This window comes from Cupriavidus sp. SHE (assembly GCF_000812445.1).
Classification (GTDB): domain Bacteria; phylum Pseudomonadota; class Gammaproteobacteria; order Burkholderiales; family Burkholderiaceae; genus Cupriavidus; species Cupriavidus metallidurans.
Window position 1 is genome coordinate 15,905 of record NZ_JWMB01000022.1, and the last position, 25,221, is coordinate 41,125.

The 25,221-nt window shown below is 65.6% G+C and carries 27 protein-coding genes and 1 tRNA gene; 10 read left to right on the plus strand and 18 right to left on the minus strand.

The annotated features are described in order from the left end of the window. Positions 1 to 2: 2 nt before the first annotated feature. The 4 genes from RN01_RS12495 (at position 3) to RN01_RS12510 (ending at position 3,199) form a co-directional block, all read left to right on the plus strand. The gene (locus RN01_RS12495) at positions 3 to 476 is read left to right on the plus strand and encodes a hotdog family protein (protein WP_017513962.1); all 474 of its coding nucleotides are present in this window, start codon (positions 3 to 5) and stop codon (positions 474 to 476) included. Then, on the plus strand, positions 473 to 1,204 hold the full coding sequence (fabG, locus tag RN01_RS12500) for a 3-oxoacyl-ACP reductase FabG (protein ID WP_011518873.1): 732 nt from the start codon (positions 473 to 475) through the stop codon (positions 1,202 to 1,204). Before RN01_RS12495 ends, fabG begins: the two co-directional genes overlap by 4 nt. Further along, positions 1,201 to 2,430, plus strand: coding sequence for a beta-ketoacyl-ACP synthase (locus RN01_RS12505; RefSeq protein WP_017513961.1), 1,230 nt, complete (start codon positions 1,201 to 1,203; stop codon positions 2,428 to 2,430). The genes fabG and RN01_RS12505 overlap by 4 nt, the downstream gene beginning before the upstream one ends. A gap of 103 nt (positions 2,431 to 2,533) precedes the next feature. Further along, positions 2,534 to 3,199 (plus strand): 4'-phosphopantetheinyl transferase superfamily protein, encoded by a 666-nt coding sequence (locus tag RN01_RS12510; RefSeq protein ID WP_227874128.1) that lies wholly within the window; start codon positions 2,534 to 2,536, stop codon positions 3,197 to 3,199. Positions 3,200 to 3,205: 6 nt separating this feature from the next. Here RN01_RS12510 and RN01_RS12515 read toward each other — a convergent pair whose 3' ends face one another. Beyond that, positions 3,206 to 3,940, minus strand: coding sequence for an IclR family transcriptional regulator (locus tag RN01_RS12515; RefSeq protein WP_017513959.1), 735 nt, complete (start codon positions 3,938 to 3,940; stop codon positions 3,206 to 3,208). A 293-nt stretch (positions 3,941 to 4,233) separates the two neighbouring features. Between RN01_RS12515 and RN01_RS12520 the strand changes: the two genes are divergently transcribed. After that, positions 4,234 to 4,728: a universal stress protein gene (locus tag RN01_RS12520; protein ID WP_011518877.1), complete on the plus strand. Its 495-nt coding sequence runs from the start codon at positions 4,234 to 4,236 to the stop codon at positions 4,726 to 4,728. Positions 4,729 to 4,760: 32 nt separating this feature from the next. Here RN01_RS12520 and RN01_RS12525 read toward each other — a convergent pair whose 3' ends face one another. From RN01_RS12525 to RN01_RS12545, 5 genes are all read right to left on the minus strand, one after another. Beyond that, a complete protein-coding gene (locus RN01_RS12525) occupies positions 4,761 to 5,849 on the minus strand; it encodes a PotD/PotF family extracellular solute-binding protein (RefSeq protein ID WP_008651527.1) in 1,089 nt (362 codons plus the stop codon). After that, on the minus strand, positions 5,846 to 6,628 hold the full coding sequence (locus tag RN01_RS12530; RefSeq protein WP_017513310.1) for an ABC transporter permease: 783 nt from the start codon (positions 6,626 to 6,628) through the stop codon (positions 5,846 to 5,848). The genes RN01_RS12525 and RN01_RS12530 overlap by 4 nt, the downstream gene beginning before the upstream one ends. Further along, positions 6,625 to 7,641, minus strand: a complete 1,017-nt coding sequence (locus RN01_RS12535) for an ABC transporter permease (protein ID WP_017513311.1) — start codon at positions 7,639 to 7,641, stop codon at positions 6,625 to 6,627. The genes RN01_RS12530 and RN01_RS12535 overlap by 4 nt, the downstream gene beginning before the upstream one ends. A gap of 15 nt (positions 7,642 to 7,656) precedes the next feature. Beyond that, positions 7,657 to 8,751: an ABC transporter ATP-binding protein gene (locus RN01_RS12540; RefSeq protein WP_017513312.1), complete on the minus strand. Its 1,095-nt coding sequence runs from the start codon at positions 8,749 to 8,751 to the stop codon at positions 7,657 to 7,659. Between the two features lie 248 nt (positions 8,752 to 8,999). Further along, positions 9,000 to 9,260, minus strand: a complete 261-nt coding sequence (locus RN01_RS12545) for a hypothetical protein (RefSeq protein ID WP_008651534.1) — start codon at positions 9,258 to 9,260, stop codon at positions 9,000 to 9,002. Positions 9,261 to 9,584: 324 nt separating this feature from the next. Between RN01_RS12545 and RN01_RS12550 the strand changes: the two genes are divergently transcribed. Next, the gene (locus tag RN01_RS12550) at positions 9,585 to 9,788 is read left to right on the plus strand and encodes a DUF3562 domain-containing protein (RefSeq protein WP_008651536.1); all 204 of its coding nucleotides are present in this window, start codon (positions 9,585 to 9,587) and stop codon (positions 9,786 to 9,788) included. A 15-nt stretch (positions 9,789 to 9,803) separates the two neighbouring features. On the opposite strand, the gene RN01_RS12555 is transcribed toward RN01_RS12550, so the two are convergent. The 3 genes from RN01_RS12555 to RN01_RS12565 all read right to left on the minus strand — a co-directional run bounded on the left by RN01_RS12555 (position 9,804) and on the right by RN01_RS12565 (position 13,374). Beyond that, positions 9,804 to 10,727 (minus strand): DMT family transporter, encoded by a 924-nt coding sequence (locus RN01_RS12555; RefSeq protein WP_017513313.1) that lies wholly within the window; start codon positions 10,725 to 10,727, stop codon positions 9,804 to 9,806. A gap of 74 nt (positions 10,728 to 10,801) precedes the next feature. Further along, positions 10,802 to 12,796 carry a squalene--hopene cyclase gene (gene shc, locus RN01_RS12560; protein WP_017513314.1) on the minus strand — a complete coding sequence of 665 codons (1,995 nt, stop codon included), beginning with the start codon at positions 12,794 to 12,796 and terminating at the stop codon, positions 10,802 to 10,804. Beyond that, positions 12,793 to 13,374 (minus strand): TetR/AcrR family transcriptional regulator, encoded by a 582-nt coding sequence (locus tag RN01_RS12565; protein WP_024570807.1) that lies wholly within the window; start codon positions 13,372 to 13,374, stop codon positions 12,793 to 12,795. The genes shc and RN01_RS12565 overlap by 4 nt, the downstream gene beginning before the upstream one ends. 167 nt (positions 13,375 to 13,541) lie before the next feature. Between RN01_RS12565 and RN01_RS12570 the strand changes: the two genes are divergently transcribed. Further along, positions 13,542 to 13,865 (plus strand): hypothetical protein, encoded by a 324-nt coding sequence (locus RN01_RS12570; RefSeq protein WP_024570806.1) that lies wholly within the window; start codon positions 13,542 to 13,544, stop codon positions 13,863 to 13,865. 60 nt (positions 13,866 to 13,925) lie between these two features. Here RN01_RS12570 and RN01_RS12575 read toward each other — a convergent pair whose 3' ends face one another. Beyond that, positions 13,926 to 14,150 carry a CDGSH iron-sulfur domain-containing protein gene (locus RN01_RS12575; protein ID WP_017513453.1) on the minus strand — a complete coding sequence of 75 codons (225 nt, stop codon included), beginning with the start codon at positions 14,148 to 14,150 and terminating at the stop codon, positions 13,926 to 13,928. Between the two features lie 194 nt (positions 14,151 to 14,344). Between RN01_RS12575 and RN01_RS12580 the strand changes: the two genes are divergently transcribed. Beyond that, a complete protein-coding gene (locus RN01_RS12580) occupies positions 14,345 to 14,734 on the plus strand; it encodes a hypothetical protein (RefSeq protein ID WP_017513452.1) in 390 nt (129 codons plus the stop codon). A 158-nt stretch (positions 14,735 to 14,892) separates the two neighbouring features. After that, positions 14,893 to 14,969 (plus strand) — tRNA-Val (locus RN01_RS12585). Between the two features lie 94 nt (positions 14,970 to 15,063). Here RN01_RS12585 and RN01_RS12590 read toward each other — a convergent pair. From RN01_RS12590 to RN01_RS12625, 8 genes are all read right to left on the minus strand, one after another. After that, complete coding sequence (locus tag RN01_RS12590; RefSeq protein ID WP_017513451.1) at positions 15,064 to 16,032, minus strand: tripartite tricarboxylate transporter substrate binding protein; 969 nt, start codon at positions 16,030 to 16,032, stop codon at positions 15,064 to 15,066. 150 nt (positions 16,033 to 16,182) lie between these two features. Continuing rightward, positions 16,183 to 17,088 (minus strand): TauD/TfdA family dioxygenase, encoded by a 906-nt coding sequence (locus RN01_RS12595; RefSeq protein ID WP_017513450.1) that lies wholly within the window; start codon positions 17,086 to 17,088, stop codon positions 16,183 to 16,185. Positions 17,089 to 17,141: 53 nt separating this feature from the next. Continuing rightward, complete coding sequence (locus RN01_RS12600; protein ID WP_017513449.1) at positions 17,142 to 18,374, minus strand: acyl-CoA dehydrogenase family protein; 1,233 nt, start codon at positions 18,372 to 18,374, stop codon at positions 17,142 to 17,144. Next, on the minus strand, positions 18,371 to 20,509 hold the full coding sequence (locus tag RN01_RS12605) for an acetate--CoA ligase family protein (RefSeq protein ID WP_017513448.1): 2,139 nt from the start codon (positions 20,507 to 20,509) through the stop codon (positions 18,371 to 18,373). Before RN01_RS12605 ends, RN01_RS12600 begins: the two co-directional genes overlap by 4 nt. A gap of 26 nt (positions 20,510 to 20,535) precedes the next feature. Continuing rightward, positions 20,536 to 20,934, minus strand: a complete 399-nt coding sequence (locus tag RN01_RS12610; protein ID WP_017513447.1) for a Zn-ribbon domain-containing OB-fold protein — start codon at positions 20,932 to 20,934, stop codon at positions 20,536 to 20,538. Between the two features lies 1 nt (position 20,935). Beyond that, complete coding sequence (locus RN01_RS12615) at positions 20,936 to 22,105, minus strand: thiolase domain-containing protein (protein ID WP_024570805.1); 1,170 nt, start codon at positions 22,103 to 22,105, stop codon at positions 20,936 to 20,938. A gap of 10 nt (positions 22,106 to 22,115) precedes the next feature. Beyond that, positions 22,116 to 23,030: an SDR family NAD(P)-dependent oxidoreductase gene (locus RN01_RS12620; protein WP_024570804.1), complete on the minus strand. Its 915-nt coding sequence runs from the start codon at positions 23,028 to 23,030 to the stop codon at positions 22,116 to 22,118. A gap of 47 nt (positions 23,031 to 23,077) precedes the next feature. Then, positions 23,078 to 24,040 (minus strand): tripartite tricarboxylate transporter substrate binding protein, encoded by a 963-nt coding sequence (locus tag RN01_RS12625; RefSeq protein ID WP_024570803.1) that lies wholly within the window; start codon positions 24,038 to 24,040, stop codon positions 23,078 to 23,080. A gap of 389 nt (positions 24,041 to 24,429) precedes the next feature. Here RN01_RS12625 and RN01_RS12630 point away from each other — a divergent pair, with 389 nt between their 5' ends. Next, on the plus strand, positions 24,430 to 25,206 hold the full coding sequence (locus tag RN01_RS12630; protein ID WP_017514108.1) for a GntR family transcriptional regulator: 777 nt from the start codon (positions 24,430 to 24,432) through the stop codon (positions 25,204 to 25,206). The last annotated feature ends 15 nt before the right edge of the window (positions 25,207 to 25,221 follow it).

Sequence of the window (25,221 nt, forward strand, 5' to 3'; positions counted from 1 at the left end):
AGATGCGCACACCCGCACCGATATCGACCTTGCCGCCCGTTGGCGAGCTGGTGCCGCATGACGGCGCGATGCGTCTGATCGACGAACTGCTGGCAGCCGATGACACCCAGTGCGTGGCGCGCGCGACAGTCAGGTCGACGCAGTTGTTCGTCGATGACGCTGGGATGCCCGCATGGATTGGCATCGAGTACATGGCACAGACGATCGCGGCATGGGCGGGTATGCAGGCTCGCGGCAATGGAAGCAAGCCCGGCCCGGGTTTCCTGCTGGGCTCGCGCCGCTATGCCAGCGACGTGCCCGCGTTTCCGGTGGGCAGCGTGCTGACCATTCGTGCCCGGCTGGAGATGGCGGGTGATGACGGCCTGTCGCTGTTCGCTTGCACGCTGGACATGGGCGGCCAGGAGGTGGCTCGGGCAACGGTTTCGGTATATCGGCCTGCGGACGCGCAGGCCTTCCTCGAGGGGCAGCAGACATGACAACCCAGACCGTGCTCGTCACGGGATCATCGCGCGGCATCGGCCGCGCCATTGCGCTGCGTCTTGCGCGCGATGGCTATGACGTGGTGATCCACTGCCGCGCGCGTCGCAACGAAGCCGAATCGGTGGCCGACGCCGTGCGCGCGTTCGGCCGAAATGCGCGCGTGCTGTGTTTCGATGTCGGGCAACGCGAGGCCGCGGCCAGCGCATTGCTGGCCGATATTGACCATCACGGCTGCTACTACGGAGTGGTCTGCAACGCCGGGCTGGCCCGCGATGCAGCGTTTCCGGCCATGAGCGGCGAGGAGTGGGACGAGGTGATTCACACCAACCTCGATGCGTTTTTCAACGTGCTCAACCCTGTGGTGCTGCCGATGGTGCAGCGGCGTCGGCCGGGCCGGATCGTCACGCTGTCGTCGGCGTCCGGGATCGTTGGCAATCGCGGGCAGACCAACTACAGCGCTGCCAAGGCCGGGGTGATCGGCGCCACCAAGGCGCTGGCGATCGAACTGGCCAAGCGCCAGATCACGGTCAACTGCGTGGCGCCGGGGCTGATCGACACGGAAATGATTGAAGAACACGTGCGCGAGGAAGCCATGAAGATGATTCCCGCCCGCCGCATGGGCACCCCGGACGAGGTGGCGGCCACGGTGGCGTTCCTGCTTTCGCCCGATGCCGGGTACATTACGCGCCAGGTAATTTCGGTGAACGGAGGCATGTTCGGATGAAGCGGGTGGTGGTCACGGGAGCGGGCGCGGTCAGCGCGATCGGCAACGACTGGGCGACGGTGCGCGAGCGCCTGGCCGCCGGTCGCAATGCGATAGTGGTCATGCCAGGCTGGCGCGAGATCCGTGGCCTCAACACGCACATCGCGGCGCCGGTGCCGCCGTTCACGCTGCCGCCGCACTACACGCGCAAACTCATGCGGACCATGGGCCGCGTGTCGCAGATGGCCGTGCTGGCGACCGAATCGGCGCTGGCCGGGGCCGGGCTGGCCGGACATCCGCTGGTGACCGGCGGACAGATGGGGATCGCGTACGGGTCCTCGACGGGCACGCCGTCCGCCGCGCAGGACTTCGCGCGGATGATGAGCGACCGCACCACCGAGGGCGTCAATGCCACCACGTACATCCGCATGATGTCGCATACGGCCGCCGTGAACATCGGCGTGTTCTTCGGCATCAAGGGCCGCATCCTGACCACGTCGAGCGCCTGCACGTCAGGCAGCCACGGCATTGGCTACGCTTACGAGACGATCCGCATGGGCCGTCAGGTGGCGATGGTGGCAGGCGGGGCCGAAGAGCTTGACGCCACGGAGGCGGCCGTCTTCGATACGCTGTTCGCCACCAGCACGCGCAACGAGGCGCCCACGGCGACGCCACGACCGTTCGATGCCGCGCGCGATGGCCTGGTGCTGGGCGAGGGCGCCTGCACGCTGGTACTCGAGGAACTGGAGCACGCGCGGCAGCGTGGCGCCCCGATCCTGGCCGAGATCGTTGGCTATGGCACCAACAGCGATGGCGTGCATGTGACCCAGGCCGATGCCGGCACGATGGCCCTGGCCATGCGGATGGCGCTGGACGATGCCGGCGTCTCGCCGGATCGAATCGGCTACGTGAACGCGCATGGCACGGCTACCGATCAGGGCGATATCGCCGAATCACAGGCCACGCACGCCGTGTTTGGCGCCCGAATGCCAATCAGTTCGCTCAAGAGCTACGTCGGCCATACGCTGGGCGCGTGTGGTGCGCTCGAGGCGTGGATGACGATCGAGATGATGCGCGATGGCTGGTTCGCGCCGACGATCAATCTGGAGAACCCCGATCCCCGCTGCGCGCAACTTGACTACATCGTGGGCAAGGGGCGTGCTATCGACACCGAGTACGTGATGAGCAACAATTTCGCGTTCGGCGGCATCAATACGTCGCTGGTCTTGCGCCGCTGGAACGACTGAGTCGTTCCTGACCCTTTCGGCCTTTTTCGATCCTTTTCGATCCTTTTCTACGCATTCGAACCCTTCCACTGACATGCCGCTCGCACTGCGTACCGGATCTGTGATGGCCTTCGCGGCAATGGCGCCGCCCGTGAGCCGTTGGATGTCGCAGGAAGAACTGGGGCGGCTGGCGACGATGCGGGCCGAGGCGCGGGCGGAGCAGTTCGCCGCTGGCCGGTGGCTGGCGCGCCGGCTGCTGGCGGTGACATTCGGCGGCGATGCGTCCGAGTGGGCGCTGTCGGCCGCGGAGGATTCGCCGCCACTGGCGATACATACGAGTGGTGCGGTGGGCGTGCCGGTGTTCGTGTCGATTGCCCATTCCGGCGACCATCTGGCCTGCGCGGTGGCCGATGTGCCGGTTGGCATCGATATCGAGCACCTGCAGCCGCGCAAGCATCTGGACACGCTGATCGAAGCCACCACGACGGAGGCCGAGCGTGCCGCGCTACCCGAACTGTTGCGCGAGAGCGATGCCGATGCGCGTCTCGTGGCGTTTTTTCAACTCTGGACCCTGAAGGAAGCGTGGATCAAGTGCCACGGTGGCAACCTGTTCCAGACCATGATGGGACATGTGGTGGAGGCGCTGCCGGCGCCGATATCCCAGGCCAATGCGGTGACCTGGCGGCGCGATGACGCCGTGCTGGCGTTGGCGGCTTCCGCGCCCGTGGACGGACTGGGCTTGCCGGATGCCACCGGTTGGCGGCTGCGCGAGCGCGACGCCGCCGACTGACTCCGCTCAGGTTTTTTCCAGCGCCGCACAGGCGGCGCGCAGCATTGGCGCATAGCGGTCGAGGTGCGGTTCGATCCGGTAGACCGGACCCGCAATCGAAATCGCGTAGCACTCGCCGGACAGCCGCACCGGCCATGCCAGCGCCCCCACGTCGGGCATCGACTCGCTCAGGTTCACGTAGGCGCCGCGTTCGCGCGCCTGCTGCAGATCCGCTTCCAGCGCGGCGGGCGTGGTCAGCGTGCGCGAGGTGAACGCCTGGAAGGGCAGTTGCGCGAGCAGCGTCGCGCGTTCGGCCTCGTCCATCGCCGCCAGCAGGGCCTTGCCGATCGAATTGGCATGAAGCTCGCGGCGCTCGCCCGCCGTAGCGATGTATCGAATCGCATGTGGTGATTCAAGCACATCCAGATACACCGCCGCCTGCCCTTCATGCAGTTTGCCGATGACGATGGTTTCGCCGGTGGCGTCACGCAACTCGCTCATCGTGCCATGCACGCGATCCAGCACCGGATCGTGGCGAGCAATCTGCTGCGCCATCGCCAGCAGGCGGCCGGTGGGGTAGTAGCCTTGGCGGCGCGCGGTTTCGTAGAGATAGCCGAGCGAGGTCAGCGTGCGGATCAGCGCCAGACAGCTCGACGCCGGCACGGCCAGCAGGCGGGCCAGTTCCGACAGCGACAACGCCCGGCGCTCGCGTGCGAACGTTTCGATGATTTCGATGACGCGCAGCGCCGTCTTGACGTTCATCGACGACGGTTTGGCAGCGGAAGGGGCGGGGCGCTCTGGCATGGCGGGCGGAGTCTTGGGGCGTCTGAATGTGGCGTCTGATACCCGGCGGACTGTAGCACGGGCCCGAATGTCCGGTCGATGCGACTGGCTGGGTGGCTGCAGTGCCGCAAGCGCAGGTTCCCGGAGTCGGCTAGATTTAAGACTGGAGCGAGTTTGCGCTACATCAAAGCAACAACAACCTCCCCGCTTAGAGTGACGTGTGAGAATCTCCGCCATCCCGGCGGGGACTGCCATTCCAAAAGGAGCCCCACATGTATCGCAACATCATGGTCCCGATCGACGATAGCCACTGCTCGTCCCGCGCGCTGGACGAAGCCGTCCGGCTGGCCCGCGCCACCGGTTCAAATCTCGAGATCATCCATGTCATCGACTACGGTTTCCTTAGGGTGCGCGCGCATGGCGGTGAACTGGAGGAGGAGCACCAGCATCGCGTGGCGGCCGGCAATGCGCTGCTCGTCAAGGCCCGGCACCACGCCGAGCGCGCCGGCATCAAGTTCACCGAGCGGCTGCTCGACGACAAGTCCACGCTCGGCGACGTTGCGAACCGGCTGATCCATGACATCCAGGACAGCAAGCCTGACCTGGTGGTCATCGGCACCCACGGCAAGAGCGGGCTGCAGCGCGTCGTGCTTGGCAGCGTGGCCGAAACCCTGGTGCGCCACGCTTCCGTTCCCGTATTGGTGGTGCGTGGCGACATTCCGCTGGCCGAGGAAGTGGCCGCCGGCCAAAGCACCACTTCCGCGTAATTCCCCATCCCCATCCTTGCCCGATCGAATCGCTAGTGGCCGACCTTGAGGTCGGTCCACGCGCGATTCCACGCCCGCCGCGTGCCGCTGTCGAGGTCGTTCAACTGTTCGAGCCGCTGCCGCTGCGCGGCGCCCGGCGTGATGACCGGGTCGGCCAGCAGGTCTGGCCGGATGAACGCGCGCGCCGCGGCATTCGGATTGCCCGCGCCGATGGCATTAGTGATCTCAGCGGCATTTTCAGGGCGCAACATGAAGTTGATGAACCTGTATGCCAGTGCGGGATGCGGCGCCGTCTTAGTGACCACGAAACTGTCGGCGGTCATGCCATTGCCCTCGCGTTGCAGCGACGAGGTGATCGAGAAAGCCCGGTGGGTGTTGCGCGCGTCCAGCCCGGCCTGATAGACATCGCTCGAATAGCCGAGCACCACCCAGATATTGCCGACCGTAAGCTCGCGGATATAGCTCTGGCTGTTGAACGCCGCCCAGTAGGGCAGCGCGGCGCGGATGGCCGCCTCGGCTTCGCGCAGTTGCGCAGGGTCTGTCGAGTTACCGGAGTGGCCCTTGTAGCGCAACGCGGCCGCGATGACTTCGCGGGGGTCGTCCAGCACGGTGACACGGCCCCGCAGCTTCTCCAGCATGTGCGGGTCGAAGACCAGCGACCATGACGACGCATCGAGCCCCAGAGCGTGCAGGCGCGTGGCGTTGTAGCCGACCAGCGTGATCGTGAAATCGTAGGGCAGGGAATAGACGTTGCCAGGGTCAAGCGGCGTGTTCAGGAACGCCGGGTCGATATTGCGAAGATTCGGGATGGCGTGCTTGTCCAGCGGCCGGAGCAGCCCCAGGCGGATCAGCGCCGGAATGCCGTAGTTGCTCGGACATATCACGTCGAACCCTTGCGCGCCGCCCGCGAGCTTGGCCAGCGCTTCCTCCATCGAACCGAAGTACGTCAGGTTCACGTGACAGGCGCATTCGGACTCGAATCGGGCGATCGTCTCGGGCGACAGCGCGTTGTTCCAGGTGAATACGTTCAGATCTTCCGTGGCCATGGCCAGACCGAAGCACCCCGTCAGCGTCAGGCCCACCAGCAGATGGCGCACCTTCGCCCAAATGCGATGACTCATAGTTGCGCCCTCCAGACGTCGCGCGAAACGCGATAGGCCGTGAGCGACACGGCCAGTGTCAGCATCATGAGGATGGACGAGATCGCATTCACTTCCGGCGTGACCGCGATCCGGATCATCGAGTAGATCTGCAGCGGCAGTGTCGGTTGGCCGGGTCCCGCCGTGAAGAAGGTCACGACAAAGTCGTCCATCGACAGGGTGAAGGCCAGCAACGCGCCCGCGAGGACGCCCGGCAGCATCAGCGGCAGCATGACATGCCACCCGGCCTGAAGCGGCGAGGCGCCGAGATCGCGGGCGGCGTCGATCAGGCTCTCGTCGAGCCCTTCGAGCCGGGCACGCACCACCACGGCAACAAAGCCCACGCAGAACGTGATATGCGACAGCGCCACGGCTGTCAGGCCGAGATCGATATTCACGGCAACAAAGAACAGCAGCAGCGACACCCCCATCAATACCTCGGGCATCGCGATCGGCGCGAGCACCAGCGTAGCCAGCAATGGCGGCCGGTAGCGGTGCAGCGCGATGGCGGCGAGCGTGCCGAGCACGCATGACGTGCCTGCCGCGATCGCGCCGATCATCAACGAGTTCCACGCCGCACCGAGCATGTCCGGATCATTTGCCAGCACGTCATACCAGTGCAGCGTGAAGCCGTCCCATTCCGCGTTCAGGCGCGAGTCATTGAACGAGTAGGCCACGACGATCAGCAGCGGCAGGTACAGGAACGCATAGACCGCGCAGCCCAGGCAGGCCACCCACACAGGCCATCGGGGGCGATTCATGACGATCTCCTGCCAGTGGCCACGGCGGCCGACGCGGGTTGCGCTGAACGATGGGCGGACTTCTGCGTACCCCGCTGCGAGGCGGCACGCGCTGTGCCCTTCACGCGTGCCGCCAGCGTCGCCAGTCCGATCAACGCCAGCACGATGCCCACCAGCGCCAGCGATAGCGCCGACCCCAGTGGCCAGTCTCGGCTATCGAGGAACTGCTGCTTGATCAGGTTGCCGATCAGGATCGATCGCGTGCCGCCCACCAGTTCAGGCACGGCAAAGATCCCCAGACACGGCGTGAAGACGAGCGCGATGCCCGCGTAGACGCCCGGCAGCGAAAGCGGCCAGATCACCTGCCAGAAGCAATGCCAGCCATTCGCGCCCAGGTCGCGCGCGGCATCGAGCAGCAGGGGGTCCTGCTTTTCCAGGCTGGCATAGAGCGGCAGGATGAAGAACGGCAGGTGCACGTAGACCAGCACGAGGATGACGGCAGCGGGTGTGTAGAGCGCTTCGACCGGGGCGAAGCCCATCCAGCCGATGAGACTGTTGACGCCATGCATCAGGTATCCGCGTGGACTCAGGATGATCATCCACGCGTAGATCCGGATCAGGAAGTTCGACCAGAACGGCAGGATCACAAGGATCAGCAGCAGGTCGCGCCGTCGCCTGTCGCTGCGGGCGATCCACCAAGCCAGCGGGTAGGCAGCCACCAGGCAGATCGCGGTGGTTAGCGCGGCATAGCCGGCTGATTTGAGAAACAGCCCGGCATAGAGCGGTTCCTGGATCAACTCGCGGAGGTTGTCGAGCGTGAATAGATCCGGCCAGTGCCTGAGCACGGCGAGGGCCGCGGTGGTGGTCAGGCCTTGGTCAGGTGGAATCAGCGGCAGCAATCCGCCGGACTCCGCCGGTGTCCGGAATGCCGCCACGATCATGATGGCCGAAGGAATGCCGAAGAAGACGAGCAGGAAGGCGATGGGGATGCCACAGACAAGCCAGCGGGCCAGCCGATCCGCGCGCGTGATCATGGCTGTCTCTTCGCCTCACCGGCTTAGAAACACGCCGGCGTTGCCGGGCCAGTCGAGCTCGACCCGATCGCCCCGCGTGAACTGCCCGTCGGTCACCGGCCCCGCGTTGGCGACCATCGTTTGCAGCCGGTGTCCGCTGGCAAGCTCGACCGTGTATAGCGTGACATCGCCCTGGTACAGCCGGTCGACGACGGCGCCTTCGAGCATCGGCGCGCTGGCGTTGCCGCCCGGCGATGCGCCACGTGGCCGCAACTGGATTTCCTCGGGCCGGATGGCGACCGTGCCGCGGCTGCCGATGGCCAGCGCTTGCCCCGCGGGCATGTCACGCTCGCCCACACCGGCGATGCGCACACGCAGGCGCGCCGCACTCGATTCCGCGACGGTGGCATCCAGCAGATTGCAGGACCCGATGAATCCAGCCACGAATGTCGTGGCCGGTGCGCGGTAGATCGCTTCGGGTGTGTCGAGCTGGACGATGTGGCCTTCATGCATCACCGCGATGCGTTGCGAGAGCGCCAGTGCGTGGGTCTGATCGTGCGTGACGTAGATGAACGCCACGCCCAGTTGCTGCTGCAACGCGATCAACTCATGAAGCATCTGGGTTTGCAGCGCCGCATCGAGCGCGGACAGCGGCTCGTCGAGCAGGAGCAGCCGGGGACGCGCGGCCAGTGCTCTGGCGATAGCCACGCGTTGACGCTGTCCGCCGGAAAGCTCGTGCGGGTAGTAGCGTTCGAAGCCTTGCAGACGGACGTTTTCGATCAGGCTGCCCAGGCGCCCGTCGATGTCGTGGCGCCGCAACTTCTGCATCCGCAGCGGAAAAGCGATATTGGCGGCCACGGTCATGTGCGGGAAAAGCGCGTAGCTCTGGAAAACCGTGTGCATGGGGCGATGCTCGGGTGGCACGCCCTGAAGGCTCTTGCCGTCAAACAGCACCTCGCCGCTATCGGGCTCGGAGAAACCGCCTAGCAGCCGAAGCAGGGTGGTCTTGCCGCATCCCGAAGGCCCCACGAGCGTGAAGAATTGCCCCGATCCGACATTGAAGCCGATATCGTCGAGGACCGGCCGGTCGCCGAAAGACTTGGACAGGTGATGAACTTCCAGCAGGTCCATGCACGCATTCCTCCCGCGCCGGCGCCGACGATAGCAATGCGGCGTTCAAGGCCACATCCACAACTGCATGATAGAAGCCAGCGCGTGATCTGGCGGCGCCAGCAGCGCAATCTTGGGGGCAAGGGGAGAAGAGTCGTGGCGCGAACGGCCACTGGGCATGAAAGTGCGATTGCCGGACCACCTTGGGTTGGCAAGGTGGCCCGGCAACCGGGTCTGGCGGGACTTCGCGCGCCTGGGCGCGCACGTAGTTACTTCTGGCCGGCAGCAGCGTGAGCAGCCGAGATCGCCGCATCGCGCTCCTTGGCCGCAGCCGCCTTGGCCTCGTTGTAGACCTTCTTCGCTTCGGCAACCTTCCGGTTGTATTCCTTGCGTGCCGCGTTAACCTCTCCGCGCATCTTGACGATGGCGTCATTGCTGCCCTGCGCCGCCGCCCCGGAGGCCGACTGCGCCCAGGCCGGGGCAGTGCAAAGTGTCGCGGAAATCATGATCAGGCTTGCCAGATATCTCATGCGGTTCTCCCGTGGTTAGCGTTTTACACCTTAGCGTGTGACTGGGGCGATCTCTATTGGCCCAAAGACTAACGGTGACGCAGGATACCCACCGCAGGAAAGCAAAATACGACCACTCCTTGCGTCGAATCAAGGGGCAATCGACGTGGGGGACTATCAAGGGTACTAGGCCATATGCAGTACGTTGGCTGTACTTGGAATGCCTGCCGTAGCGACTACACTCGACAAACTCCTCACCGTGAAGGCCCTGCCATGTATCTCGCACCTGGAACCGAGCCAGATCGTTCAAGCCCTGCAATTCCCTCTGCGTCGGGAGGCGGTTCGATGCGTCGCCCGGCATCGGGCGAACACGCGATCGACCGGATTGCGGAGCTTTATGGCGCACCCAGGAAACTGGTCGAGCGGGAATTCTGGGACGCATGGTGCTCACTATCGTCCGATGCGCGGATTCTGGACTACGTCGTGGTGCTGGCGGAGCGGCGCGTCATCAAGGCACTGCGCGGACGATACGCGGCTGGCCCGCACTGACGGGCATCGTCGGGTCTATCCACCCCGCCTGCCCATTACCAGATAGAGCCCGATTGCGGCCATTGCCATCCCCGGCCATGCGGCGAGCGGAATCGACTCGCCAAGCACCGCGAAGGCGATCACCGCCGTCATCGGTGGCACGAGGAAGAACAGCGCCGATACCCGCGAGGCCTCGCCGTGCCGGATCATCGTCAGCAGCAGCGAAATGGCGATGATCGAATTGCCAATCACCAGGTAGGCCAGCGAGCCGAACAGCGCCGGCGTCCATGCCACATGCATCGGTTCGAGCGCATAGGCCAGTGGCGCGGTGATGGCTAGCCCGACGGCGTACTGCACGAGATTCGACGCCACCGGATGCACGGTCGTGCCGAAGCGCTTTTCCCACAGCGTGCCACCCGTCATCGCCAACAGCGCGAGCAAGGCGAACATCAGCCCGGCAGGAGTGGCCACGTCGATGGATGAACGGGATGTGATGACGATGGCCGCGCCGGTCACGCCAAGTGCCAGCCCAAGCCATCGCACCCGGTCCACGCGTTCGCCGGCGATGGCTGGCGCGAGCAGCCCGATCAGGATCGGTTGCTGTGACGTGACGAGCGCAACCGCGCCGGCCGACATGCCGTGCTTGAGACTCAGATAGGTGAACGAGAAATAGCCGGCCTGAATCAGCAGGCCCACCATGCCCAGATGCAGCCAGGGCTTGATGCCCGACGGGAACGCGGGGCGGATCCAGAGGCAGGGGATGATCAGCAGCCCGACCACGCAGGCATAGCGCAAGGCCAGAAAGGTCAGCGGGTCGGCGTGGCGCAGGCCGAGCTTCAGAAAGACGAATCCGCCGGACCAGAGCAGCAGGAACAGCGCGGGCGCTACGCGCAGCCACTGCGTGTTCGGTGTGGCGCCCGGCGTTGCGGCGGGTACCTCATACGTCGGGCGTTCTGACATGCCTGGCTGGCGGGAGCGGGGGATGGGGCGACAGTAGCACTTTCCAGCCCGCGCCGCCTAGCGTGCTTTCCCGGTCAGTGCACCGTCATGGACTCGGCGGATTCGGTGGATTCGGCTTTCGTCTTTTGCATAGCCGATGCGCGCGCGGCCGCGAGCCGCCGGTATCGGCCAAGCGCCCACAGCGGGAAGTACGCGGTGTACCCGTGGTACTTCAGGTGGAAGATGCGCGGGAAGCCCGGTGCGTTGTGATACGGGTGCATCCAGAAGCCATCCTCGTTCTGCGCATCGAGCAGATACGCGGCGCCACGATGTACCGAATCCGCGTCGCCTTCGCCGACCGCCATCTGTCCGAGCATGGCCCACGCCGTTTGCTCGGCCATGCTGCCGTCTTCGTGCTTGCCGGCCAGTTCCGGGCGGGCATAGCTGTCGTTCGTCTCGCCCCAGCCGCCGTCGGTGTTCTGCTTGCCGCGCAGCCATTGCAGGCCATTGCGCACCATCGGCAGCTTGCGATCGACACCGGCGAGCCCCAGGCCCGCCAGCACGCTCCAGGTGCCGTAGATGTAGTTGGTGCCCCAGCGTCCCCACCAGCTGCCATCGGGCTGCTGCGTGTCGCGCAGGTACTGGATGCAGCGCTCGCGTGCCGTAGCGTCCTGCGGACGTTCAGTGATGCCAAGTGCCAGCAGCACGCGGCCGGAGACGTCCTCGGTTGGCGGATCGAGCAGAGCGCCGTGATCGGCGAACGGGATCGCATTGAGAAAGTCGCGATCGCAGTTCGCATCGAACGCGCCAAAGCCGCCGTTGCGCGACTGCAGGCCGATGATCCAGTCCAGACAACGCGCCACGGGCATCTCGTAGCGCCCGGGCTGGCCGGTGCGCTTGCCCCGCGCGTGAAGCATCGCCAGCACGACGGCCGAATCGTCAATGTCCGGGTAGTACGGGTTCTCGTACTGAAATGCCCAGCCGCCAGGCGGCGTGTTGGGCGCAGCATTGTTTTCCCAGTCGCCGCGCAGGTCCAGCACCTGACGATCAGTGAGCCAGTCATAGGCGCGGGCGATGGCGGTTTCGGTGCGTGCGTCGGGCGGTGCCTGCTCAAGCGCCATCACGCTCCAGGCTGTGTCCCACACCGGCGACAGGCAGGGCTGGCAATACGACGAACCATCGTCGCGATGGACCACGAGCTTCTTCAGCGCGGCCTTGCACTCCACCCGCAAAGGATGATCCTCCGGGTAGCCGAGCAGCACCATCATTTCGTAGCTGTACACCATCGGCGGGAAGATGCCGCCGAAGCCGTCTTCACCGTTCATGCGGGCTTCGGACCATTCCACCGCGCGCTGGATGGCGCGGCGGCGCAATGCACGCGGAATCAGCGGTTCGAGATGGCGAACCACGCGGTCCGCGACCAGGAACGCTTGCTGCAGTCCACGCTTGCGCGGGAAGTATTCGCGCTCCAGTTCGGGCGGCGTGACGAACAGTTCCTGCACGTGCACGCCAAGCGGATTCTTCGCGGCGGCGCGTATCGAGCACAGCACCAGCAGCGGCACCATCGTGGTACGCGCCCAGTAGGCCACCTTGTCCATGTGGATCGGCGCCCAGCGCGGAAACAGCACGAATTCCACCGGCATGAACGGCGTGCCGCGCCAAGGGATCTCGCCGAAGGTCGCCAGCAGGATGCGCGTGAACACGTTCGACTTCGCCGCGCCGCCGCGCGCCAGGATGGCTTCGCGCGCCCTGACCATATGCGGCGCATCCGGCGGATCGCCCGCCGCCTTCAACGCGAAGTAGGCTTTGACGCTGCAGGAGATATCGAGATCGCCGCCGAAGTAGAGGTCCCATGCGCCATGGCCGTCGAGCCGTTGCACCGCGCGCAGGTACTTCGCCATGCGGGCCTGCAGCGCGGTGTCGATCTCGTCGACGAAGTGCATCATCAGGATGTACTCGGCCGTGATGGTGGCATCGCATTCGAGTTCGAAACACCAGTGGCCGTCGGGGTGCTGGCGGTCCAGCAATGCGTCGCGCGCGCGGACGATCGCAGCATCGAGTTCCGATGCGGGGATTGTTTTTCTGGTCATGCTTGTTGAGGACGGCAGTGCGTCAATTGCTCGAGCCGGCGAACCAGCTCGGCCCGTTGAGCCGGGGGGATGGCGCGATGGCCGAGAAGATCGGCCAGCCAGAGCCCGTCAGCCGCCAGCCGGCACAGGAGCAGGCCGATGGGGTCCTCGCATTGCGCGAGATCCGTATTCAGGCTGCCGGATTCCCATTCCTGGTAGGGCGTGCGGAACTCGGGACGCGCCATGATGAGCATCATCGCGGCCTTCCACAGCTCGCGTTCGCCGGATTCGGCGAAGCCATCGGCGGAGGCACGCAGATAGGCTCGTGTATTGCGTCCCTGGGCATCGGTATCGGATTCGGCCAGCGTGGCAACCTGGCCGGTGAAATGCTGGAGCACCTTGGCAGACAGGGCTTCCAGCAGTTCCTCCTTGCTTGAGAAGTGATGCTGAAGGCCACCCTTCGATACACCCGCGCGCGTGGCGACAGAGTTAAGGGTGACGGCGCCGATGCCTTCCTCGACCAGCAGGTCGATGGTGGCGGAGAGCAGGCGGTCGCGTATCAGGAGCGGTTGTTTGGGGCGGCGGTGGGCTTCACTCATGGACCCGGAAGATACCATCCGGACGGATTGTTTTCAATTCATGGACGAATTGCCATGGATTGCGCATCACCATGAACGTCCAGGAAAAAAGTCCGGGGAAGACCGGCGACCGAGGATCTGGCAGGGGTAAGCTCATGGTCACGGCGCTGGCACGTCCCGAGCAAACCATGCAAGAGCTTGCTTTTCGCACCCTGCTATACCGGTACTTTTTCTTCGACTGGCTGTTCAAGGACGCCAGTCGAGGCGATCTGCGCGAGCGCTCGGCCGCGTGGCGCTTCAACCAGGCGCACGCGCACTGGCTGCTGACCTATCTGCGCCGCTGGGTCTGGTGTGGTGCGCTGTTCTGCCTGCTCGGCGGTTCGATCGAGCTAATGCTGAGCGCGCCAGTGCTGTCGGCGTTCTTCTACGTGCCGGGCGTGCTGAGCGTGCCCATCAACGTCGTCATCTGCGTGCTGTGGGTCGGACTGAAGACGCTCCCCGGGCCGATGTGAAGTCGCCGGTACACCAGGTCTCAGGGTCTCAGGGTCTCCGCGTCTCAGGGTCTTCGTGTCTCAGGCTTTCGGTTGGGGCACGCTCGCGAATCCCCCGCGCTTGTGCGAACCATCGCAGAACGGCTTGTTCTCGGAATGGCCACAGCGACATAGCCAGACCTGATCCCCCTCGAACGTGAACGGTACGCCGGCGGGGGTCACGATGGTGATCGGCCCCTTGATGCGGTAGGGCCCGTTGTCCTGCACCGTGACGGTGACGGCCCTGTCGTTACCAGTGTCATCCATGACATCCCTCCTTCAGGCTCGGTATCTGCCCGCGTGGCCGGAGCCTGTCGGGGACTGTACTCCGAATTTGTCCGCGCCGACGTTCTCCGGACACACGCGTTGCGCACTATGCTGAATCCACCACGGGCTGCGCCGGCGGGTCCGCCGCGCGCCTCTGCCCGGCGCCGTGGTGGCTATTCGAAGGAGAGCGTTTCATGGATATGCAGCAACTCGTTTCTGAATTCCTGGCTTCCGATCACGGCACCCAGGCGGCCCAGGCGCTGGCCGATCAGGGGGTCAATCCGGCCGATGCTCAGCAGATGCTCGGGCAGGTCGCGGAGACCGCTCACGCCCACGTTGAAGAGCAGGGTGGTGGCCTCCTGGGCGATCACGCAGGCAAGAGTTTCTTCGCGGCGTTCGCGGCGGGACTGGTGCATGGCGATGGATTCTTCAAGTCGCTGACCGAGGGAGGTGAAGGCATCCTGACCGGCCGCGTGGCCGAATCGCTCGGCGAGAAAATGGGGCTCGACCCCGGCACGGCGGCGACTGTCGCGGCCGCCGCCACACCGTATATGGTGGCGTTCCTGAAGGAGAAGCTGGCTTGAGCGTTGGACCGCTGTCGGCGCCGGATTGAGCCGTTGCAGGAGCCGTTGCAGGGGCGGTTGCCGCAGCCGATCGCGCGGGCCGATCGCCGATTTCAATATCGGTCGAAGGAAATGCTTGCGCAAGAGTGGCAGTGTCTATACAATGCGCTCCCTTCAACAGGCTCGTAGCTCAGCTGGTTAGAGCACCACCTTGACATGGTGGGGGTCGTTGGTTCGAGTCCAATCGAGCCTACCAACGCATCACGCAGAAACGGACGGTCGCCATATTTGGCGCCGTCCGTTTTTGTTTTCCGGGTCCGCCGGACGCGGTCGTGATGACTCCGCCGTGATTACTCCGCCGTCGCCCCGCTGCTCTTGATCAGGCGGGCCATGATGGGCTCCGACGTTTCGAACGAGCGGCGGAATTCCTCGGGGCTGTTGCCGACCGGTTCCAGCGCCAGCGAGTCGAGCCGCGCGCGCATGGCGGGGGACTGGATCGACGCGCGCGCCTCTGCCTCGACGCGCGACAGGATGGCGGCCGGCGTGCCCGAGCGCGCGAACAGGCCGATCCATGCCGGCGGACGCATCTCCTGGTCCTTCATGCCGGCCTCGGTCATGGTCGGCACGTCGGGCATTTCCTTGATGCGGTTATCGCCCATGACGGCCAGCGCGCGCAGGCGACCGCTCTTGATCTGCGGCCCGAGTGTGGTGACCGAGCCGATGGCCCAGGCGATATTGCCGGCAAGCATGTCCTGCACCATCGGGGCCTCACCCTTGTAGGCCACGTGGATCATGTCCAGGTGACGGGTCTGGTTCAGATGCGCGCCCACCAGATGGGGAAAGCTGCCCACTCCATACGACCCGAAGCTGACCTTGCCCTTGTTCTTTGCCGCCCAGTCCAGAAACTCGGGCACGGTCTTGACTGGCACGTCGCGGCCCACGGCCAGCACGAGCTTGCCGACGCACAGCTCGGAGATAAAGGCCAGGTCGCGGCGCACGTTGTACGGGACATTCGCGTACAGGTAGGGCGTGTTGATCAGCGGCGTCGAATGCGTGAGCAGCAGGGTGTAGCCGTCGGGCGCGGCGCGTGTGACGGCCTGCACCGCGATCACGCCACCGCCACCGGGCTTGTTGTCGACGATGATGGTCTGTCCCAGACGCTTGCCCATGTCTTCGGCCAGCGCGCGGGCCATGACGTCGGTTGCGCCGCCGGGCGGACCCGGCACCACGAAAGTGATGGGCCGCGACGGATAGGTCTGCGCCGGGCTGGCCGCGCTCCAGGCCATGATGCCCGCGACGAGCAGTCGTTTGATAAACATTGCGTGTCTCCTTTCTGTGTTCCGGATGTGCGGTGGATCCCTTGTCGCCAAGGTAGCGGACATCCGGAATGCGAGAACCCGCCAAATCGAATGGGCGGGATTGCCCTATCAGGGTCAGTACCGTGGCGCCGTGTGTGTCGGTAATGGGGTCTACGCCGGACGGTCGCCGATGATCGTCGCCCGGTTCATGTGGCGCACGGCCGGAAAGTAGTCCTGCACGGCGTAGTGCTGGGTGGACCGGTTGTCCCAGAGCGCCACCGTGTTGGCGCGCCAGCGCAGCCGCACCTGGTACTCGGGCGCGGCGGCCTGCCGGAACAGGTACTGCATCAGGTCCATCTCCGCCATGCGGAAATCCGAGCCGATGCGGTACGGCTGCATCCGCGCGTAATTGGCGAAATGAGTGGTGAAGCCCTCGTTGACGTAAAGGATCTTCTCGCCCGTTTCCGGGTGGGTACGCACGACCGGATGAACCATCGGCGGATACTTGGCACGCATTTCGTCGTAGCGCTCGCCATCCATGCTCTGGCCGAAGGTGGGCATGGCGTCGTGCACAGCCCGGAGTTCGGCGATGCGCGTCTTCACGTCCTCCGGCAAGGCCGCGTAGGCGGCTGCCATGTTGACCCAGATGGTGTCGCCCCCGATCTCGGGACACTCCACGCAACGCAGCATCGAACCCATCGATGGGAGTTCTCGCCACGACACGTCGGAGTGATACAGGTTCTCCCGGCCGCGCTTGTCGCCGCCGCGCCCGAACACCACCAGCTCCGGATGATCGGGATGGTGGCCGATCATCGGGTGGACCTCCAGTTCGCCGAAGCGCCGCGCGGCGGCAACATGCTGGGCGGGGGTGATGTCCTGATCGCGGAAGAACAGCACCTTGTGTTCGAGCAACGCCTGTCGCAGCGCGCGGTAGGTGGTGTCATCGAGGTTGCCCAGGTCCACGCCGCTGACCTCGGCGCCGATCGTCGGCGTGCAGCGGTGGAGGGTGAAGGGCCAGGCTCTGGTGTCCTCGGCGTTCTTGGTGTCCTCGGTGTCCTTGGTGTCGCTGGTTCGCATGGCAGTCTCCTTGGTGTCTTTTGTCTTGTATTGGGGCAGTCGCTCGTCGCCGGTCAGAATGCCGTGTCGCCGTCGAGCAGACGCCGCGCGATGGTGCGCCGCTGGATCTCGGAGGTGCCATCGGGAATGCGCATCGTGCGCACGAAGCGGTAGCCGGCCTCGAGTCGCAATTCGTTGGTCAGACCCATGCCGCCGTGAATCTGCATTACCCGGTCGAAGACACGCCCGGCCATCTCCGTGGACGATGCCTTGATGATGGAAACCTCCTTGGTGGCGGGCAGATCGTTGTCCACCAGCCAGGCGCAGTGGCGGACCATCGATTTGGTGGCGTAGATGTCCATCGCGCATTCGGCCAGCATGATCTGCACGGCCTGGTGGTCGCCGATAGGCTGCCCAAAGGTCTTGCGGACCTTGGCGTAGGCCACGGCCTGTTCCAACGCCCACTCGGCCAGGCCGAGGCAACTGGCGGCCATGCTCAGGCGACCGGCGTTGACGCCATCGAGCGCCACGGACAGGCCACGGTCGACCGGCCCCAGCCGGTGGGTGTCCGGCACGCGCACGTTTTCCAGCGAGATGATGCCGATGTCGGCGCCAAGGTGGCCCATCGTCGGAATCACACTCGGTACCGAGAACCCCGGTGTGCGGGTGGGCAGGAAGAAGCCGGTGAAGCCGCCCTTGTGGGCGCGGGCCTTCTCTTCGTCGGTGACGGCGAAGATCATCGCGTAGTCCGCATAGGGCGCGTTGGTGATCCATTGCTTGGTGCCGTTGAGCACCCAATGGTCGCCATCGCGCGTAGCGCGTGTGCGCATGCCAAAGACGTCCGAGCCGGCATCCGGTTCGGAGAGCCCGAAGCACATCGTCTTGTCGCCGCTGGCCAATTCTGGCTGCACGGTGTCGAAGACCGACGGATCGAGGTGCTTCAGTACCGGCGACAGCCCATTGGTGAATGGGGAGGGCAGCACCACGGTCTGCACCAGATGGCGCTCGGGGCCGCAGTGGGCGTTCAGGCGTTCCTGGATGTAGACGGCGGCCTGCGGCCCCAGCCCGCCACCGCCGAGCGCTTCGGCGGACAGCGCGGTGTAGAAGCCCAGTTCGGCCGATCGCATGCGTACCTGGCGGCGTAGGGCCAGCACCTCCGGGGCATAGCGCCCGTCGGCGGTATAGACCGTGCGTTCGCTCGCCAGCAGGGTGCGATGCTCCTTTTCGAGCGCGACGACTTCACGATCGACAAAGCGGATCAGCGCGTCGCCGAATTCCACCCACTCGCTGGGGATGTCGAAGGTCATGATGCAAGGTCTCCTGATGAGGGTTGGGGTGGGGTTACGTCGATAACGGCGTCGGCGGCGAATGCGCCTTGTCCTGCCGGCATGGCGAATACGGGGTTGACGTCCACGGCCTGCAGGCGCGGGCCAGCGGCGGCCGCGAAGATCGACAGCCGCGACAACGCTTGGGCAAGCGCGGGGATATCCGCCACCGGGCGTCCGCGCGCGCCCAACAGCAGCGGTGCGCTCTGGATCGAGCGAATCATGCGTTCGGCCACGTCCTCACCGAACGGGCAGCGGTGGAAGACCACGTCGCGGAGCACTTCAACGAACACGCCACCGAGGCCGAACATCGCGATGGGGCCAAAGGCGGGGTCCTGCTTGATGCCCATGATGCATTCCACCCCGCCGCTGACCTGCCGTGCGACCAGCACGCCATCGATCCGGGCGTCGGGTGCCGCGTCGCGGGCGCGTTGCATCAACGTGGCAAAGCCGCCGCGTACCGCCGCTTCGTCGCGCACGTCGAGCAGCACGCCACCGATTTCTGACTTGTGCAGGATGTCTGGCGACAGGATCTTCATCACCACCGGGAAGCCCAGCTCGCGCGCGGCGATCACGGCCGCCTCGGCCACGGCGCACGCGCGTTCGGGCACGGCCGGGATGCCGGCGGCGTCGAGCATGGCCTTGGCTTCGGCTTCGCTCGGCGTTTGCGTGGGCAGCGCGACCGGTTGCGCTGCCGGCAGGGGCGTAGTTTCGGGCTCCGCGAAGGCATGCCCGAAGCGGCCCATCGCAGCCAGCGCGACGACGGCGCGGGTAGGGTCCTCGAACACCGTGAAGCCGGCTTCCTCATAGGTATTCAACACATCGCGCGGCCCCTGCAGCACCAGTACGTAGAGCCGGTCCGGATACCGCTCTCGCACGCGCGCCAGTTGCTCGCGCAGGCTTGGCGCCACCGCCGGCGTGGCGCCGGCATAGGTGAAGAAACCGAGGACCGAGCGGTAGCCGCCTTCGCCCACCATGGCCTCCGCGAACGGCTCGATCAGCGACAGGTCGTTGACGATTTGCGCCGTGGTGTCCACCGGGTTACGCGGCGAGCAGATCGGCAGCAGCTTCAGTAGCCGGACCTGGGCGGCCGCCGGCATCTCCGGCATTGGCAGTCCCAGGTCCTCGGCGGCATCCGACGCGATGACACCTGCGCCACCACTGACGGTGATGACCCCCAGCGTGTTGTCGGATGGATAGATGCCACGCGCGGCCAGACGCACGATGTCGAGCATTTCCTCTGTGCTGCGAGCGCGCACCACGCCAAGCTCGGCCAGCACGGCATCGATCACGGCATCGTCGCCAGCGATGGATGCCGTGTGCGACCGCGCGGCGGCGCCGCCAACCTCGCTGCGCCCAACCTTCATCATCACCACCGGCTTGCGCGCGCGGCGCGCCGCCTGTAGCGCCGCCACCAGGCCGTTGCCGTCGTTGATGCCCTCCGAATAGAGCGCGATCACGCGTGTATGCGGGTCATCCACCATCAATTGGACAACCTCGCCCAACGTGATGTCGGCCTCGTTGCCGGTCATCACGATGCTGGACAGGCCAATGCCCGCGGACTGGGCCGCCATCACCAGATGCCCGCCATAGGCGCCAGACTGGCTGACGATACCGACATGTCCCGCCTGGACCGGCCCCAGAGAAATGCTTGAGGCAAAGCTGCCGACGAAGCCGGTGCGCACATTGATCAGCCCGAGCGCGTTCGGGCCGAGCAGACGCAGCCCGCTGCGACGCGCGGCGGCCAGCAATTCCGCCTGCCGCGTGACGCCGTCGCCGCCAATCTCGGCAAAGCCGGCGCTGAACAGAATGGCGGCGCGGGTGCCGCGCTCACCCAGGGCGATGACGGTATCGAGCACGTGCGCCGCAGGCACGGCCACCACCGCGACGTCAGGCACCTCGGGCAAGTCCGCGACGGAGGCATAGGCGGGCAGGCCCTGCACCTCGCGCCGGTTCGGGTTCACCGGCAGGATGCGTCCGGCATAGCCGAGCTTGCGCATGGCGTCGATGGGACGGCCGCCGATACGCGCGGGATCATCCGAGGCGCCGATGATCGCGACGGAGCGCGGGTTGAGCAGGGTGCTGAGCGATATGACTGGCGAGGCGACTGGATTCACGATTCACTCCGGAAATGGGGGGCGTTTCACGCGGGCGCGAAGGTTGGAACCGGCGCGCCATCCTTGCTGGGCGAGAACCTGACGCGCACCGGCTGGCCGATCCGCACGGTGTCGAGGTCGCAGTCGACGATATGGGTCATCATCGTCACGCCTTCCTCCAGCGTTACGTAGGCGATGCAGAACGGGTTCGGGCCGGCGCGGCGGGTCACGCTGAACGCGTAGACGGTGCCAAGGCCGCTGGCCTCCTTCCAGGCGGTGTCGCCCATGCAGAACGGGCACAGCACGCGCGGATACCAGTGCGGCTTGCCACACGATTCGCAGACCTTGACCAGCAGCCGTCCCTCGCGGGCGGCCTGCCAGAAGCGTGCGTTGTCGGGGCGTTCCTCCGGGGCTGGGAACGGGGCGGCGATATACGGGGTGGTCATCTCATTGCTCCCGTTCGAGAATCAGCGTGGCGCTGCCATGGCGGCTGCCGAGGTAGCCGCCGGTGCCCTGGGCCAGCGCCAGGTCGCAGTGCTTCACCTGCACAGCGGGATGGGCTTCGCCACGCAACTGGCGCACGGCCTCGATGACCTTGGTGATGCCACCGCGATTGGCCGGATGGTTGTTGCAGAGCCCACCGCCGTCGGTGTTGAACGGCAGCCGGCCCACGCCCGAAATCAGGTTGCCGTCGGCCACGAAGCGGCCGCCTTCGCCTTTCTTGCAGAAGCCCAGGTCTTCGAGCTGCATCAGCACGGTGATGGTGAAGCTGTCGTAGATGGACGCGTACTTGATGTCTGCGGGCGTGATGCCTGCTTCGGCGAAAGCGGCCGCACCCGATACGCGGGCGGCGGACCAGCTCAGGTCCACCTGACCGCCAAGCTGACCCTTCACGTGTTCGCCGGCGCCCAGGATGCGTACCTTGGGGCGGTTCAGTTTCGCGGCGATCTCCGGGCGTGCCACGATCAGGGCGCCACCACCGTCGGACACCACGCAGCAATCAAGCTTGCGCAAGGGGTCGGAGATCAGCGGCGAGTTCAGCACGTCTTCCACCGTGACCACGTCGCGCAGCATCGCGTGGGGGTTGTGCTGTGCGTGATGGGACGCGGCCACCTTGATCCACGCGAGTTGTTCCGGCGTGGTGCCGTACTCGTGCATATGGCGCATGGCGACCATCGCGTACAGGTTCACGGTGACCGGGTGAAACGGCGCCTCGAATGGCGCGTCAGGCAGGTTGGCGCCCCAGTTGCGTGCTTGCGTGCCGCTGGAGCCTTCGGAGCGTGGGCGGCCCGCCAGCGTGATCAGCGCGACGTTGCATTTGCCGGCGGCAATCGCCTGCGCGGCGTGCGATACGTGGACCAGATAGGCGGACCCGCCCGTGTCGGTGGAATCCACGTGCCGCACGCGCAGCCCGAGGTAGTCGATCATGTTGGTCGCGCCGAGGCCCGGTGCGTCGCCCGCGCAGAAGTAGCCGTCCACGTCGGACAGGGAGAGTCCGGCGTCTTCCAGTGCCCCTCTGGCGCATTCGGCGTGAAGCTGCGCGACGGATTTGTCCGGCGCCTTGCGCGTCGGGTGCTCGTAGGCCCCGACGATATAGGCCTTGCCCTTGATGCTCATGCGCGGCCCCTCAGATCGGGTCCCAGCCGATCACGTCGGCGGAGCGTTCGAGCTTGTAGAAGCTGTTGCGCATGGCCGGCACGGCGACTTCGCCGATGGCCTCGGGTGTCCAGCCTTCGCCCATGTGCACCGAGCGGATTGGGCGCGAATGGCTCATCAGCATGATCTCGTTGGCGCGCACGGCGAAGATCTGGCCGCTGACGTCGCGCGCCGCGTCGCTCGCCAGGAATACGGCCATCGGCGCGATCTTGCCGGCCTCCATCCTTTGCAGCTTGGCCACGCGGGCTTTCTCCTCGGGCGTCTCGGCCGGGATCGAGCTGGTCATGCGGCTCCAGGCAAACGGCGCGATGCAGTTCGAGCGCACGTTGAAGCGTTGCATGTCCAGCGCGATCGACTTGGACAGTGCAACGATGCCGAGCTTGGCCGCGGCGTAGTTGGCCTGGCCAAAGTTGCCGATCAGGCCGGAGGTCGACGTCATGTGCACATACGCGCCGCCATCCTGGTCCTTGAAATGGTTGGCGGCAGCGCGGCTGACGAAGAACGTGCCGTGCAGATGCACGTCGATCACCGAGCGCCATTCTTCCTCGTTCATTTTGAAGAACATGCGGTCACGCAGGTTGCCGGCGTTGTTGACCACGGCGTCGATGCGGCCGAAGTTGTCTAGCGCGCACTGGATGATGTTGTGAGCGCCATTCCACGTGGACACGCTGTCGGTGTTCGCCACCGCCTGGCCGCCGGCCGCGCGGATTTCCTCGGCCACGCGCTGCGCGGGGCCGGCATCGCCGCCTTCGCCGCTCATCGACACGCCGAGGTCGTTGACGACTACCCGGGCGCCAGCGGCCCCGAGGGCCAGCGCGATACCGCGTCCGATACCGCCACCCGCGCCCGTGACCAGCGCGACCTTGCCTTCCATGATTCCCTGCATCGTGTTGCTCCTGAATGTTGGTGAGATTGCGTGCCGAAGCGGCAGGCTTATTGCGGCTCGATGTTGGCTTTCCTGATCACGTCGCTCCAAAGCGTCAGGTCCTGCCTGAGGCGGTCGGTGAACTCGGTGGGGCCGCTGATGCTGGGGGCATAGCCGCCGCGTGCCAGACTCTCCAGGTACGCCGCATTGCGGCCGACTTCGTGGTTGGCCCCGACCAGGCGGTCGATGACCGGCTGTGGCATCCCCGGCGGGCCGATCAGGCCGAACCAGCCGCTCACGTCAAAGCCTTTCAGGCCCGATTCGGCGACTGTCGGCACGCCGGGCAGGGCGGGGTTGCGCGTCGCAGAGGAGACCGCCAGCGCCCGCACCTTGCCGCCTTGCACATAGCCGACCGCGCTGCCGGTGACATCGAACATGAAGCCGATCTTTCCGCCGATCAGGTCTGCGATGGCCGGAGAGTTGCCTTTGTAGGGGACGTGGAGAAACTTGACGTCGCCACGCTGCGCGAGCAGTTCGGCGGCCAGATGGTTGGAGGCGCCCACGCCAGCGGAGCCGAATGCGAGTCCGTCAGGGTGCGTCTTCGCGTAGGCGACCAGGTCCTGCACATTCTTGAGCGGCGAGTCTTCCGCCACCAGTAGAGCGTTGGTATAGGTGTTGAGCAGACCGACCAGCGTGAAGTCCTTGAGCGGCTTGTATGTGGCGGACTTCTGCACCATCGGCGCCATCGTCAGTGTTGGGCTGCCGACGAAGAACAGCGTGTAGCCGTCGGGACTGGCCTTGGTGATCATGGTCGCGGCGATGGCACCGCCCGCGCCGCCACGGTTCTCCACCACCACAGCCTGCCCAAGCACGGTGCCCAGATGCTGCGCGTAGATTCGCGCGGCGCTGTCGACCGGGCCACCTGCCGAGTAGCCGACGATCAGTTTGACCGGGCGGGCCGGGTAGATCCCGGACGCGCCCGCCACGCCCGCGGCCACGCACAGCATGGTGGCTATGAACCCTCTCTTCATCCTTGTCTCCTAGCTATCCGCTGCATCGATGGCAGTTTTCTATAAATCTATATGTACGTACATAGTAGCCGCTACCAATAGGGGGTGCGCAAGATCTGACGCGCCTGCCCACCCAAGATGGGTGGCGCAAAATTCGAGGGGTTGCGGAGACGAGGGAGGAAGCGGAAAGCCGGGTGATCATTGTTGATCGTCGTGTACTATGTGCGTACAAGATCGGAGATAAGTTGGAGGCAGATTCGCATCTGCACGGCGTATGAGAATCACCGCGCAGGCAGGCGCGGCAAGCCCGCCGCGCGGCAAGACGTTGGCCGAACGCGGCCGGCATTCGCAGCCAACACCGGTGCCAGGCCGTACAATGCGGCGGCATCCAGATCCAGACATCCATCGCAATGGCAACCGCCCAGAAGGACAGCAAGACCGAGTCACCCGCCCCCACGCGCTACGCCGAACTGGCGAGCATGCTGATTCGCGAGATATCCGAAGGCCGCCATGTGGTGGGCAGTCTGTTGCCGACCGAGCACGAACTGGCCGAGTTGCATGGCGTCAGCCGCCATACGGTGCGGGCGTCGCTGCGGATGCTGCAGGATCTGGGCTATATCTCACGCAAGAAAGCGGTGGGGACCATCGTCGAATCCGCCAACCCGGGGGCGTCGTATACGCAGTCGTTCGGGACGGCCGAGGATCTGGTGCGCGTGGCCGCCACCGAAGTGCGGGCGATCGAAGCGGTACGCGATATCACGCTGGACCGCGCGCTGGCGCGGCGGCTGGAAGCGCCGATCGGCAGCGCATGGGTGCTGCTGTCCGGCACGCGCGTGGATGCGCGCAAGGGTCAGACCCCGGTCGCGGTCGCGGATATCTATATCGAGGCCACGCTGGCGGGGCTGGTCGACACGATTCGGAATAGCCCCCAGGTGCTGGTCAGCGCGTTGATCGAGCGCGAGTATGCGATCGCGATTGCCGAGATCCGGCAAACGATCACCGCCACGCTGATCGAGAGCCCCCTGGCCGATCAACTCGGTGTGGAGGCTGGCACGGCGGGTATGCGGCTGGTGCGTCAGTACAAGGATTCGGCGGGCCGAATTCTGGAGATCACCGATACGGTGTATCCGGCCGATCGGGTGTCGGTGTCGTTTCAGCTCAGGCGCGGCAGGCACGCAGGCGCGTGACCTGCCACGGCTGCC